This window comes from Neiella holothuriorum, assembly GCF_019457915.1.
Lineage (GTDB): Bacteria > Pseudomonadota > Gammaproteobacteria > Enterobacterales > Neiellaceae > Neiella > Neiella holothuriorum.
In genome coordinates this window covers 1-13,688 of record NZ_JAHZSS010000012.1, presented here as the reverse complement: position 1 = coordinate 13,688, position 13,688 = coordinate 1, and the positions used below count along the sequence as shown (strand labels likewise).

At 46.6% G+C, this 13,688-nt stretch carries 14 protein-coding genes; 3 read left to right on the top strand and 11 right to left on the bottom strand.

Annotated features, from left to right (window positions below; translation table 11 throughout):
- Positions 1-30: 30 nt before the first annotated feature.
- The 11 genes from ttcA to ccoN all read right to left on the bottom strand — a co-directional run bounded on the left by ttcA (position 31) and on the right by ccoN (position 10,020).
- Positions 31-924 carry a tRNA 2-thiocytidine(32) synthetase TtcA gene (gene ttcA, locus K0504_RS10765; protein ID WP_220104201.1) on the bottom strand — a complete coding sequence of 298 codons (894 nt, stop codon included), beginning with the start codon at positions 922-924 and terminating at the stop codon, positions 31-33.
- Positions 925-1,005: 81 nt separating this feature from the next.
- On the bottom strand, positions 1,006-1,935 hold the full coding sequence (gene uspE, locus K0504_RS10760; protein WP_220104200.1) for a universal stress protein UspE: 930 nt from the start codon (positions 1,933-1,935) through the stop codon (positions 1,006-1,008).
- A 143-nt stretch (positions 1,936-2,078) separates the two neighbouring features.
- Entirely contained in the window at positions 2,079-2,834 is a 756-nt protein-coding gene (locus tag K0504_RS10755; protein ID WP_220104199.1) for an FNR family transcription factor, read from the bottom strand.
- Positions 2,835-2,914: 80 nt separating this feature from the next.
- Positions 2,915-3,583: a sulfite exporter TauE/SafE family protein gene (locus K0504_RS10750; RefSeq protein WP_220104198.1), complete on the bottom strand. Its 669-nt coding sequence runs from the start codon at positions 3,581-3,583 to the stop codon at positions 2,915-2,917.
- A complete protein-coding gene (gene ccoS / locus K0504_RS10745) occupies positions 3,580-3,783 on the bottom strand; it encodes a cbb3-type cytochrome oxidase assembly protein CcoS (RefSeq protein WP_220104197.1) in 204 nt (67 codons plus the stop codon). Before ccoS ends, K0504_RS10750 begins: the two co-directional genes overlap by 4 nt.
- Positions 3,784-3,786: 3 nt before the next feature.
- Positions 3,787-6,198 carry a heavy metal translocating P-type ATPase gene (locus K0504_RS10740; RefSeq protein ID WP_220104196.1) on the bottom strand — a complete coding sequence of 804 codons (2,412 nt, stop codon included), beginning with the start codon at positions 6,196-6,198 and terminating at the stop codon, positions 3,787-3,789.
- Between the two features lie 13 nt (positions 6,199-6,211).
- Positions 6,212-6,712 carry a FixH family protein gene (locus tag K0504_RS10735; RefSeq protein ID WP_220104195.1) on the bottom strand — a complete coding sequence of 167 codons (501 nt, stop codon included), beginning with the start codon at positions 6,710-6,712 and terminating at the stop codon, positions 6,212-6,214.
- A gap of 99 nt (positions 6,713-6,811) precedes the next feature.
- The gene (gene ccoP, locus K0504_RS10730; protein WP_220104194.1) at positions 6,812-7,762 is read right to left on the bottom strand and encodes a cytochrome-c oxidase, cbb3-type subunit III; all 951 of its coding nucleotides are present in this window, start codon (positions 7,760-7,762) and stop codon (positions 6,812-6,814) included.
- The gene (locus tag K0504_RS10725; RefSeq protein WP_220104193.1) at positions 7,755-7,943 is read right to left on the bottom strand and encodes a cbb3-type cytochrome oxidase subunit 3; all 189 of its coding nucleotides are present in this window, start codon (positions 7,941-7,943) and stop codon (positions 7,755-7,757) included. Before K0504_RS10725 ends, ccoP begins: the two co-directional genes overlap by 8 nt.
- 8 nt (positions 7,944-7,951) lie before the next feature.
- Positions 7,952-8,560, bottom strand: coding sequence for a cytochrome-c oxidase, cbb3-type subunit II (gene ccoO, locus K0504_RS10720; protein ID WP_220104192.1), 609 nt, complete (start codon positions 8,558-8,560; stop codon positions 7,952-7,954).
- Positions 8,561-8,571: 11 nt separating this feature from the next.
- A complete protein-coding gene (gene ccoN, locus K0504_RS10715; RefSeq protein WP_220104191.1) occupies positions 8,572-10,020 on the bottom strand; it encodes a cytochrome-c oxidase, cbb3-type subunit I in 1,449 nt (482 codons plus the stop codon).
- A 207-nt stretch (positions 10,021-10,227) separates the two neighbouring features.
- Between ccoN and K0504_RS10710 the strand changes: the two genes are divergently transcribed.
- The 3 genes from K0504_RS10710 to K0504_RS10700 all read left to right on the top strand — a co-directional run bounded on the left by K0504_RS10710 (position 10,228) and on the right by K0504_RS10700 (position 13,570).
- Positions 10,228-10,683, top strand: a complete 456-nt coding sequence (locus K0504_RS10710; RefSeq protein WP_220104190.1) for a hypothetical protein — start codon at positions 10,228-10,230, stop codon at positions 10,681-10,683.
- A gap of 3 nt (positions 10,684-10,686) precedes the next feature.
- Complete coding sequence (locus K0504_RS10705) at positions 10,687-11,169, top strand: YajQ family cyclic di-GMP-binding protein (RefSeq protein ID WP_220104189.1); 483 nt, start codon at positions 10,687-10,689, stop codon at positions 11,167-11,169.
- Between the two features lie 181 nt (positions 11,170-11,350).
- Positions 11,351-13,570 carry a S9 family peptidase gene (locus tag K0504_RS10700; RefSeq protein ID WP_220104188.1) on the top strand — a complete coding sequence of 740 codons (2,220 nt, stop codon included), beginning with the start codon at positions 11,351-11,353 and terminating at the stop codon, positions 13,568-13,570.
- Positions 13,571-13,688: the final 118 nt, after the last annotated feature.

The window sequence follows — 13,688 nt, the reverse complement described above, 5'->3', positions numbered from 1 at the left end:
CGCCAGCAATAACGTTGCGAGTTCAATTCGTTAGGTTAACTCGACAATATGTACATCAGATTGATTGTTGTCGTCTGATTCTGACTCGCTAAATTCTGGCGGATCAAATGCCATATCACCATTCTCGTTTGCCTCACCCGTAGGCTTCATGTTGATAAAATCGAACAGACTTCTATCGGCCAAATGACTCGGCACAACATTTTGCATCGCTTTGAAAATAGTTTCGCTTCGCCCGGGGAAGCGACGGTCCCAATCTTGGAGCATGCCCTTGACCGCTTGCCGTTGCAGATTATCTTGCGAGCCACATAAGTTACAGGGAATGATCGGAAACTGCTGAATATCACCATAACGGATCAAGTCAGCTTCTTTGCAATAGGCTAACGGCCGGATCACCGTGTGCTGTCCATCATCGGACACAAGTTTTGCCGGCATTGACTTCAAACGCCCACCATAAAACATATTAAGAAACATGGTTTCCAACATGTCGTCGCGATGGTGGCCTAGTGCAATTTTTGTAGCGCCCATTTGCTTAGCTGTTTTATACAAAATGCCGCGGCGCAAACGCGAGCAAAGCGAGCAGGTCGTTTTGCCTTCGGGAATTTTATCTTTGACGATACTGTAAGTATCTTCTTCAACAATCTTGTACTCGATACCAAGACCATTGAGATATTCAGGCAGAATATGATCGGGAAAGCCGGGCTGCTTTTGGTCGAGATTTACCGCAAATATGTCGAAGTGAATCGGCGCGTGGCTGCGTAGTTTCAGTAAGATATCGAGTAGGGCATAACTGTCTTTGCCGCCTGATAAACACACCATGACACGATCGCCATCTTCAATCATATTGAAGTCTTCTATCGCTTTACCAACATTGCGGCGTAAGCGTTTTTCAAGTTTATTGGCGTTGTATTTTGATTTGGGGGTCATGATGCCTACCTGGTGGAAAAATCGACGGTATTATACGCATCGTCGAAACCAAGTAAACTCATGCCCCCTGTTTTACAGGTGTTAACCCAATTTAATGGGACATTCAAAACCCTCGGGCTTGATGGCCAGCACATCGCAGTTAAGTTGGTCAATCACATGCTCGGCAGTGTTGCCGATCAACGCAGCCGAAAGACCTGTACGGCCAACCGTCCCCATGACGACAAGCTCTGCATCAATGTTACGTGCATAAGCAGGAATAACATCTTCAGGTAGCCCTTCACCAACGTGACAACATTCGGCGTTAATAGCGGCTTCTTCCGCTAATTTGCGAAGTTCGCTTTCGTGGTGCTTCTTCACTGCATTGTTGTAGGACTCGGGATCAAAATCGGGGATCTCAACTGAAATGTTAAGCGGTGCCCCAGGATAAGAATTGACTAAATGGGTTTCCGCGTTGATCAGGCTCGCTAAATTTTTAGCTTTCTTCACAATCACCTGATTGAGACCAGCGTGTGAATCTTCGTGATTACCTGCATCAACTGCGGCAATAACTTTGCCGTTTTCTGGCCATTCATGCTCTTTGACCAACAACACCGGCACAGGGGCTTTGCGGAGCAGGTGCCAATCAGTAGGCGTGAAGATCACCGACTTTAACGAATCGTGAGCTCGTGTCGCTTTAATGATCAAATCCATACCACACCGTAGCGCATGATGGATCACGGCTTCAAATGGCCGGTTATGCCACACCACATGAATTTCACAGTTCACATCGGTTTGATATTTTGCGAGCACTTCTGCTAGCCAGTCACGCTGACTGTCGATCACGGTTTCGCGCATGGCTTCGCGTTCTTGCACTGACAGCATGGTGGTCATTTCATAAGAAAAATCATAAATCGATAGAAATGCGTGGACCGATGCTCCGGTTTTGGCCGCAAGTTGAAAAGCTCTTGAGAGGGCTGGTTGTTCATCAGAGGTAGGATCGATTACAACCAAAAATTTTTTGTAGTTGTCCATGGTTTAACTCCTGATATTCAGGGATCAATTCAATCTAACCATAGCAATAATTAGGTGGTTGAGTTGGGGTACCCATTGAGGGGGATCAAAAAAGGCGCCGGGAAGTTGGCGCCTTTGTGAGCTGTGATACAAATTACTTAAAACTAACCAACTTCAGCTTGATCAGCAGGTTGTCGACCTGCAGCTAACGCTAGTGTTTGAATATCAAGTACAGTGATGTACTTACCTTGAACCGCGATCATGCCAGCTTTTTGAAAGCGGCCTAGTAACCGGCTAATGGTTTCTACCGTCAAGCCTAAGTAGTTACCGATATCGCCACGGGTCATGGTCAAACGGAATTCTCGGCTGGAAAAACCACGTTCGCCAAAACGGCGGGATAGTTCGTAAATAAACGATGCAAGCCGTTCTTCAGCGCTCTTTTTACTCAGCAGCAACAACATGTTTTGATCAGCACCGATTTCAGTGCTCATCAAACGTAAAATTTGTTGACGCAATTTCGGCATTTTGCCGCACAGCTCGTCTAACGTCTCATATGGAATTTCACAAACCATTGAGGTTTCGAGCGCTTCGGCAAAGCTTGGGTGATGCTCTTTAGAAATGGCATCAAACCCAACCAAATCACCTGCTAAATGGAAGCCGGTGATTTGCTCTTCACCGTTCTCAGTGATGGTATAGGATTTTACTGAGCCAGAGCGAATTGCATAAAGGCTGCGTAGGTGGTCACCGGCCTTAAATAGCTCATCTCCCTTATGAATTGGCTTTTTTCGTTCAATAATGTCGTCAAGTTGATCTAACTCATTGGAATTAAGCGAGTAGGGGATGCACAATTGACTGATGCTGCAGTTCTGACAATGAATTGCACCACATCCACCTGAAAAAGGTCGCTTTGCTGAAGTCATATAAAGGATTCCACTAATTCTATATTTAGCCGGCCTAACTTACTCATGTTAACACGATTCATTGTTAAATAGTCAATCTACTAGATGAGTTGGAATAGCTGATTGCTGGCAAATATGATCAACATAAGGCCTGCGACTGTTCTAAATATTTGCTGATTCAAAAGCTTTTTAAATATCGAAGCCCCCGCACCGGTTAACCACACCGACGGTAGAGTACCTAAACCAAACATCAACATCGCCATGGCTGCGTTGGCAGCATTAGCTTGAGAGACTGACGTCGCTAATGCAGAGTATACCAAGCCACACGGCAACCAGCCCCAACATAAACCAACGACAAACGCACCTTTAGCATTCTTTATCGGTAAAAAGCGTTGCTGTTGAGGTTTAATCCGTTGCCAGATTGGTTTGGCTAACGCTTCTAATTTCGCCAGCCCAAACCACCAGCGCGCAACGTAAAGCCCCATTAATATGAGCATCACATTTGCAAACACGCGCAAGCTCATCAGCATCACCTTGGCGTCGAAAAAATGCTGAAGCAAACTCAATGACCAGCCAAATAATGCGCCAATGAACGCATAACTAGTTAGCCGCCCCATCTGCGCAACAAAAAGCAGCACCAAACGCTGGGTTTGAGAGCCTTGACTGCCTAGATTAAAAGCGACCGACAAACCGCCGCACATACCAATGCAATGGCCAGATCCAAGCAGCCCAATGACAAACAAACTTGATACAAATGTCCAATCAATCATGGTTTATCGTTAGGCGGGTTGTTGGGAGATTTTGGGGGAGCGGCTTGCTTTGATTTTGGTTCATCATCATCAAATAGAACACTGGTGCCATGGCGTTCTAAATCATCGAATTGATCGGATTTAACCGCCCAAATAAACACCCCTATAGCAACAAACACAAATAAGATGGCAATAGGAATAAGGACGTAAATGATGGCCATGATTCAACTCTTTAAGCGTTCAATACGCATGGCGTTTACAACCACAATAAGGCTGGAAGCCGACATGCCAACAACAGCAATATAGGGCGGTAGCATACCCGATACAGCCAATGGCAACACTACAAGATTGTAACCCAATGCCCACGCTAAGTTTTGACGGATAATCCGACGAGTATGCTTGGCTATATTGATGGCTGTAACGATGGGAGTTAGACGCTCGCCCACCAATACCGCATCGGCGCTGCGCTTCGCAATGTCAGTGCCGGTAGCAATAGCAATCGATGCATTAGATTGTGCCAACACAGGACTATCGTTAATGCCATCGCCAATCATCAACACACGTTCGCCCTCTGCTTGACGCGCAGCTACCCAGCTTTGCTTATCTTTGGGAGAGCAAGCGCCAGCAGCGACTTGAATGTTAAGAGAGCTCGCTAACTGCTCCGTATGAGAGGTTTGATCGCCGCTAATGACGGCCGTTTGAATCCCTTGTTCATGCAACTTGGTAATGAGCGTATGCGCATCATTTTTGATGGTATCGTCAAGATCAAAACCGGCAATCGCCTCGTGCTCTGATGCCAGCAACACGCGATGTGAAGGCACATCGTTTGCTAAGTTAAGCTGCTTGGCGATATAAGATCGGCTGCCCAAAAAATATTGCTTACCATCTACAAATCCAGTTATCCCAAAACCCGCGACCGCTTGTAAGTTTTGCGCCGTAGACCATATTAATTGTTCCGTCGTTGCTTTACGGATGATGGCTTCTGCTAACGGATGATTGGCATGAGACTCTAACGCTGCCGCAACCGCGAGTGGCGGTATTGATTTGAGCTTGTCACCAAAGAGATGAACCTCGGTTAATTGCAACTGACCGTGGGTGAGGGTGCCTGTTTTATCAAAGGCAACCCGATCAATGGTTGCGAGGTTTTCAAGTACATCTGCAGTTTTAGCAATCACACCGCTGGCACCTAAGCGTGTAATACCTGAGGTGATCGCGGTAGGTGTTGCTAGGGACAGCGCACAAGGGCAAGTAGCAACCAACACCGCCAAAGTAACCCATAGCGCATGCTCGGGTTGGTAGTGCCACCAAAACGTCGCTGTTAGAGCAGCTACAACTAATAAAGCGACAATAAAGTAGCGAGCTACTTTGTCAGCGAAGACAACGGGGCGAGAGCGCGAAGCTAATGCTTGTTCTTGTAACCGCACAATGGAAGCGACCATGGTGTCTCGAATCTCGGTCACTCGAACGTACAACGGCTGATCGAGGTTAATGGTGCCGGCAAACACTGGATCTGAAGGGCCTTTGGCAATCGGCGCGTGCTCGCCGGTCAGCACCGACAAATCAACGTGACTATTGCCTTTTTCGATGTCACCATCAACTGCCAAGGTTTCGCCTGGTTTTAGCAGCAGTAAATCGCCAACAACAAGTTGTTTGACCGGAACCGTTTCTACACTTTCTGACGACACACGATGCACCACAGCCGGTAATAACTTCACCGCATTGGCCGCTCTGGCGTTTGCTTTATGACGAGCAACGAGTTCGGCATATCGTCCCAAAAGCAGGAAAAACGTAAACATCGAGATAGATTCGAAGTACACCTCACCCGTGTGCTGCCACGTCGCATAGGCACTCGCTGTGAAGGCAAGAATAAGCGCTAGCGAGACGGGGACATCCATGTTCGGATGCCCAGCCTTGATACTCGTTGCGGCGGAGAAATAAAATGGTAGTGCGGCGTAGAGAATGACCGGCGTTGCCATTAATAAAGAAACCCATCGCAAATAAGCTTGCTGATGAGGCTCCATATCAAGCACGCCAAAATAGAGTGCAACAGCAAACATCATAACTTGCATGCTTGCCAACGCCGAAAGCCCTATTCGGATCAGGTAATTTTTCTTTTGCTTTAAGAAACTGCTGTCTTCAGCGTCTTGATCATAAGGAAGAGCTTGATAACCCAGATTGGCGAGGGATAACAGTAAAGCGCTTAGTTTTGTGGTGCTTGAATCCCAGCGCAGTAGTAAGCGGTGGGTTGATGAATTGACCGTTGCGCGAACCACGCCAGCTTGCCTAGACAAGTGCTTTTCAATCAACCAAGCACAGGCGGCACAGCGGACACCATCTAACGACAGCAAGGCTTCCTTAGAATCGACTTCTACCGTACAAAATTCGTCCTGAACCACATCTAGATCGAGCTGTTCAAATTGCTCACGCAATGCGGTTGGGACGAGCTCACCTTCGATTTTGTCGGCGACGTCACTGCGATGTTTATAGTAATCAGTGAGGCCCGCTTCAACGATAGATTCAGCAACGGCATGGCAGCCTAAGCAACACATGTGCCTTGGCTGACCAAGAATATCTACCGTTAAATCGGTGTTATCAGGGATTGCCTCATGACAATGAAAGCAGCGAGAGTCAGTCATCAATCAAGTGCGACTAGTGGCTAAGTGGATCGATGTTAATTTCGCCCGGATGCGGCAACGAGATGGTTTTGCGTAAACGCCAGCGCTGATCAAACGGCATGATGGACAATTGCCACTTATTAACAATTGTTTTAGGTAAGGGCGCAACGTATTCACCTTTACCGTTGAGCACTGCTAATACTGAAAAATCACGTTTAGCCTGCGTCGTATGGTAAAAGTCGAGTTGTAACGCTGAGCCATCTAAGGCGTCTTCATTTGCTTCAAAGCGAAGGGTAATTTGAGCGTCAGTAATTTCCACGGCAGCGGACAAGCCCAAATCTAAAGCAGCACTTTGCTTTTCTTTTTGAAAATTAATCGCTTTGCCTTTTTTATAGTAGTCATCAACTACCATATCTGGCTGCGCACCTAAGAAAATAAACAGGGTAACGAAACAAGCTACAACTGCAGATAATGGAAAGGCCAAAATGAACCACGGCCAAAATTGTTTATACCAAGGCTTTGTATCCACGGACATTCATACTCCGGATTCAGACGTCAAATTAAACGCCGTTAGTGTACGTGTTTCTGATATAAAAAACGCCCCAGAAGGGGCGTTTCTGGTGGTGTACCCAGTTTATTTATTTGGATTGGATAAACGGAACACATATGCAGAGAGCACGTGTACTTTATCCTCACCCAAAATTGGATCCCACGCCGGCATAACGCCAGCTCGACCGTTACGTACAGACTCTTCGATCGCTAGGCGAGAACCACCATACAACCATGTCTGATCGGTTAAGTCAGGAGCACCAAACATTTCGTTACCGGTGCCATCAGGGCCATGACAAGCCGCACACAAACCAAACTTAGATTTGCCTAGCTCAACCAATTTAACGTCTAAACCACGACGACCAGACAAGGACAGCACGTATTCAACGACAGCATCAACGCCTTCATCGCCTAACACATCGCCCCATGCTGCCATCGCAGCAACGCGGCCATGCATGATGGTTTCCTTGATTTTTTCAGGAGAGCCACCCCAATTCCATTTGTCATCGTTCAAATTTGGAAAGCCTGTGGTACCACCTGCGTCAGAGCCGTGACACTGAGAACAGTTTTGTAAGAACAGGCGCTTACCGATTTTGATTGCTTCTTCGTTGTACGCAAGTTCGGCAACAGGCTGTGCAGCAAAGGCTTCAAAAATCGGCGCAAACTTGGCGTTTGCATCGCTGACTTCTTGGTCGTACTGAACCATACCATTGGTATTGGCCACGGCTGCGCGCGATTCTTCCAAAGACGTGATTTGCTTATTAGCTGAGGTCCAGTTCAACACGCCCGAGAAATTACCCAAGCCCGGGAACAGCACCAGATAACCTAAGCCAAAAAGAATGGTGACAACAAACATGTAGGTCCACCATTTCGGCAGATCACTATTGAGTTCTTCAATGCCATCAAACTCGTGGCCCATGGATTCGCCTTCAGGCTTACCCATGCGATTGGTTGCACAAACCCACAGTAGGTAGGCGAATGCGCCGATACTTCCTAATGTAATTAACGTTACTACAACGCTCCAGAAACTAGTCATGTGTGTCTGGCTCCCGCTTATTATTTGATTGTTTTTGTTCCGTTTGTTCGTCGGCAAACACTAGATTTGCGGCTTCATCAAAGGCTTTTTTGCGCCGTGAGCTATAAGCCCACAGCACAATACCAATGAATATAGCCATTAAAACCAATGTGATAATGCCTTGAAAATCGCCGTAACTCATGATTTACCTCACTTGAGGGCAGTGCCCAGCGACTGTAAGTATGCAACGAGTGCATCCAATTCAGTCTTACCGGCCACATCAGCCTCAGCATTGGCAATGTCTTCATCCGTATAAGGCACGCCGAACATATCTTTGAAGACTGTCAATTTCTTCGCGGTTTGTTTGCCATCGAGCACAGTTTCATTCAACCAAGGGAATCCAGGCATGTTGGATTCTGGAACGACTGCACGTGGATCAATCAAGTGAACACGGTGCCACTCATCACTGTAACGTCCGCCAACGCGTGCTAGATCAGGACCAGTACGCTTAGAGCCCCACAAGAATGGATGCTCCCAAACGCTTTCACCAGCAACAGAGTAGTGGCCGTAACGCTCAGTTTCAGCACGAAACGGACGGATCATTTGGCTATGACAAGAGTTACAACCTTCACGGATGTAAACATCTCGGCCTTCCATCTCAAGCGCAGTGTAGGGCTTTAAGCCCTGCACTGGAGTCACGATTTCTTTGGAAAACAGCAGCGGGGTAATTTGCGCTAAACCGCCCCAAGAAATAGCAATGACGATGAACACAGCCATCAGGCCAATGTTCTTTTCTAAAAACTCGTGGTTAAATTTCATTTGTCTACTCCTTATGCTGCTTGAGGTGCCATTGCAGGCTCTTCATGCACATCATCGAGCGTGCCTTTCGGCGCAAAGATGGTTTTGAACATGTTGTAGGCCATGAGCAACATACCGGCGACAAAGAACACGCCACCAATGAAACGAACCAAGTAATACGGTTTGGTCGCTTCCAGAGCTTCCACAAACGAGTAGGTTAGGGTGCCGTCAGCATTAACCGCACTCCACATCAAGCCCTGCATAACACCGGCAATCCACATCGCGACGATGTAAAGCACAACACCAATTGTGGCGAGCCAAAAGTGAGTATTGATCAGCTTCACGCTAAACATACGTTTGTGACCAAACAGTACTGGGATCAGATGGTAAACAGCGCCAATTGACACCATTGCAACCCAACCCAATGCGCCGGAGTGAACGTGACCAACGGTCCAGTCGGTGTAGTGTGACAAGGCGTTCACTGTCTTAATTGACATCATCGGCCCTTCGAACGTCGACATGCCGTAGAACGACAAGGATACGATCAAGAAGCGTAATACCGGATCATGACGCAGTTTATGCCACGCACCAGACAGGGTCATAATACCGTTGATCATTCCACCCCATGACGGCGCGAACAGAATCAAAGACATCACCATGCCAAGCGACTGAGTCCAGTCAGGCAATGCAGTGTAATGAAGGTGGTGCGGACCGGCCCAAATATAAATCGAAACCAACGCCCAGAAGTGAATAATAGACAGACGATAGGAGTAAACAGGGCGACCGGCTTGCTTCGGCACAAAGTAGTACATCATGCCAAGGAAACCTGCGGTCAAGAAGAAGCCAACCGCGTTATGGCCATACCACCACTGAACCATGGCATCCACAGCACCAGGGTAAATAGAGTAAGACTTCCACAGGGAAACCGGAATCGCCATTGAGTTAACAATATGCAACACCGCAACGGTGATAATAAAAGCACCGTAGAACCAGTTTGCTACGTAAATATGAGACGTTTGGCGCTTAATAATAGTGCCGAAGAACACAACACCGTATGACACCCAAACGAGCGCAATCAAAATATCAATTGGCCATTCCAACTCGGCATATTCTTTTGCAGTAGAAATACCAAGCGGTAAGGTGATAGCCGCACTTAAAATAACGAGTTGCCAACCCCAAAACGTAAAGGGGATGAGCCATCCACCAAACAATTTAGCCTGACAGGTACGCTGTACCACGTAATAAGAAGTTGCGAACAATGCACAACCACCAAAAGCAAAAATAACTGCGTTGGTGTGGAGGGGTCTGATTCGACTGTACGTTAACCAAGGCACATCAAAGTTTAGTGCTGGCCAGTACAGCTGCGCTGCAATAAATACGCCGACTGCCATACCTACAATGCCCCAAATTACAGTCATAACTGTAAATTGGCGAACGACGTTGTAGTTATAATCAACGGCTGTTGCCTGTGTCTCACTCATAGCTCTGCTTCCGCTGCTGTGATTTATTAGTTTAGGGTTATAAAAAAGAGGCTAAACACCTGACGTTAGGACACTTCTAGGAGTACAATCTTCCGAACGCCAAGCACTGAAAGAAGATGTAAACTTTCAGTTAAAGCGTCGCGATTCTACGTGAGAACTCAATAAAAAGATAGCGAACCTACGGACCGATTCAACTTGACAAATAGCATGAACCAGAACCAGTTCAATCCCCCAGCAACCCAAGCGCTTAGCTTACTTTTTTGCTTATTTTTGTTATTTGCTTGTACACCGGAGACTTCCCCGCCGCAAAATCAATACTGCCTAAACGAAAACGGCACCTGTTTTGATCTAGATCAAGGGGTGTTAAAAATCATTCTCAGTCAACCTTTAAAGATTGAACAACCAATCAAATTTAAAATTGAGTTCCCTAAGCACTGGAAAATTAACCAAACTACTGCTCAGTTGGTTGGCGCCGACATGTATATGGGAAAGATCCCGGTTATGTTGACCCAAAGTACTGCAGATCCTTTGCTAGAAGGTGAGCTTCTTATTATCGCTTGCACGCGCCCAAATATGGTTTGGCACCTAGAGCTTGAGGTAGAATTGCAAGATGGCCAGTTCATTCACGCGCACTGGCCTTTTTTAATGACTAATACGGAGTAATTTATGCCATCGTTTGACATTGTTTCAGAAATCGATGAGGTAGAACTTAATAACGCGGTTGCGAATGCTTCACGCGAGCTAGAGACTCGGTTTGACTTTCGCGGCGTAGAAGCGTCTTTTAGCTACAGTGACTCAGTTGTCACAATGAAAACTGAGTCCGATTTCCAGCTACAACAAATGGAAGATATTCTTCGTAAAAATTTAGCCAAACGTCATGTCGATCCAAATTCAATGGAAAAAGGAAAAATGGATCACACGGGTAAAACTTATGCTCAGCCGATTCAATTTAAACAAGGCATTGAGCAGGCTTACGCCAAAAAACTCGTAAAGCAAATCAAAGAAAGCAAGCTGAAAGTACAGGCCAGCATTCAAGGTGAAAAGTTACGTGTTACCGGCAAAAAGCGTGACGACTTGCAGCAGGTCATGGCATTGCTTAAAGGCTCAGACACTGAGCAGCCGTTACAATTCGAAAACTTCCGTGACTAACACCAACCTCTATGCCGAGCCATTGCCAACCGGTTCTCGGTAGCGAATTATTTGATGGTGCTCGATTCAGTTGATCGGGCATCATAAAATAAATTGCATACAATCTTCGCGTAACCACTTGTCATCTAGTTATCAGTCAGTATGGTGTTGACGAATAACAGCAATCAATTGATGACCATTCATGAACAAATTTCTTTCGTTAGCGTTCGGCTTTTCAGCACTCGCTTGCGCATCGGTTCAGGCCGAGCAGTTAACCATCGAACGAATTTTCGATAACCCAACCCTGTTAGGCAAAAGCATGCGCGGTGTAAAAGTTGCTCCAGACGGCGCGCGCGTTACTTTTTTGCAAGGGCGTAATACCGACTATAACCATTATGATTTGTGGGAATACCACGTCGATAGTGGTGAAACGCGGATCCTCGTTGATTCCAACACGCTTCATAGCGGGCCAGAACAACTTTCTGACGAAGAAAAAGCCAGACGCGAACGTCAGCGTATTTATGGCAAAGGCATCATGGAATACCACTGGTCAGCAGATGGCAAAGCCTTGTTATTCCCGCTCGCTGGCGATGTTTATTACTTTGATTTAGCGGGCGCAACAGCCAAGCAATTGACCAAAACTGAAGGGTTCGAAACCGACGTTAAATTCTCGCCCAAAGGCAATTACATTTCTTACATTCGCAATCAAAACCTATATGTAATGCACATTGCGAGCGGCAAAGAGCAAGCCATTACCACCAAAGGTGGCGGCTCGATTAAGTACGGAATGGCTGAGTTTGTTGCGCAAGAAGAAATGGGGCGTATGACCGGCTATTGGTGGTCGCCCGATGAAGCACACATCGCCTTTACAAAAGTCGACGAAAGTAACGTTGAAATTCAAGTTCGGAATGAGATTTACGCCGATCAAATAAAACTGTTCGAACAGCGCTATCCTGCTGCAGGAACGCCCAATGCGGTGATTGAATTAGCAATCAGCAACATCAACACTGGCAACATCCAGTGGGTTGATTTGGGTGGCGATAAAGATTTCTATTTACCCCGCGTGAAGTGGTTTGCCGACAGTCAACAATTGTCATATCAATATCAAAGTCGCGACCAACAAACGCTCGACCTAATGGCCTATGATCTGGTCAGCAAAACAAGTAAGTCCTTGATCCAAGAAACATCGGACTCTTGGGTTAATTTGCATGCCGACTTGCGGTTCTTAAAAGATAAGCAGCATTTTATCTGGGCGTCGGAGCGCGACGGTTATAAACATCTCTATTTATACAAAACCAACGGTCAATTGGTGCGGCAGTTGACGCAGGGCCAGTGGGTCGTCAATTCATTAAAACGAATCGATCAGAAAAACGGCAAAATTTATTTCACCGGTCGCAAAGACACGCCACGTGAACAGCATTTGTATCGCGTAGCAATGACAGGCGGCAATGTAGAGCGGGTGAGCAGCCGTCCAGGATTCCACAAAGTAAATTTTGCCAAGGAAGGAGATATTTACGTTGATAACTTTTCCTCCAATGCGGTATTGCCTCAAGTCAGTGTTCATAACGCCAGTGGTAAACACATTGCGTGGCTAGAGCAAAATAAAGTCGACAGCAACCACCCCTATGGACCTTATGCGAATGGCATCGTCACGCCTGAATATGGCGAGCTAATTGCTGATGATGGCCAAACCTTGTTGTACGAGCTGTATAAGCCGCGAAACCTCAAGTCAAACCAGAAACTACCGGTCATTCTGTATGTTTACGGTGGCCCCAAAGTAGGCCAACAAGTCACCAACAGTTGGAGCCGCAATCAGTTTTTAACCCAATATTGGGTTGAGCAGGGCTACGTGGTGTTCTCATTGGACAATCGCGGTAGTTACAATCGTGGCAAGGCGTTCGAGTCACCAATTTATAAACATTTAGGCGTGGTCGAAGTGGCCGATCAACTGAAGGGCGTGGAATTCCTTAAATCGCTTCCTTATGTCGATAGCGCCAAAATTGGTGTCTTTGGTCATAGCTATGGTGGCTACATGGCGCAGATTTTGATGTACAAGCAAGGTCAGGAATTTGCTGCGGGTATTTCGGGAGCACCAGTGACCGACTGGCTGCTCTACGACACGCACTACACTGAGCGTTATCTTGGCCACCCTAAATCCAATGCCGAGGGTTACCAAGCCTCTTCGGTTTTTCCATACGTAAAGAATTTATCGAAGCCGTTATTGATTTACCATGGCATGGCCGATGACAACGTGTTGTTTACCAACGCGACCAAAGTCTTCAGCGACTTGCAAAAACACAATAAACGGTTCGACATGATGACATATCCCGGTGCTAAGCATTCCATGCGGGGCAAGGCAACCAAAGTTCATTTGAACCACACCATTATGAATTTCTTTAATCAGCACCTAAAAGGTGAATAACTAAAAAAAGCCGGCACTTGAGCCGGCTTTTTATTATCGATTGTCCCGTCCTGAAATAGGTTTACACATTGGAGACCTATGATGGAAAAGCGAATCCCTTCAAAAACAAAGCGCACTC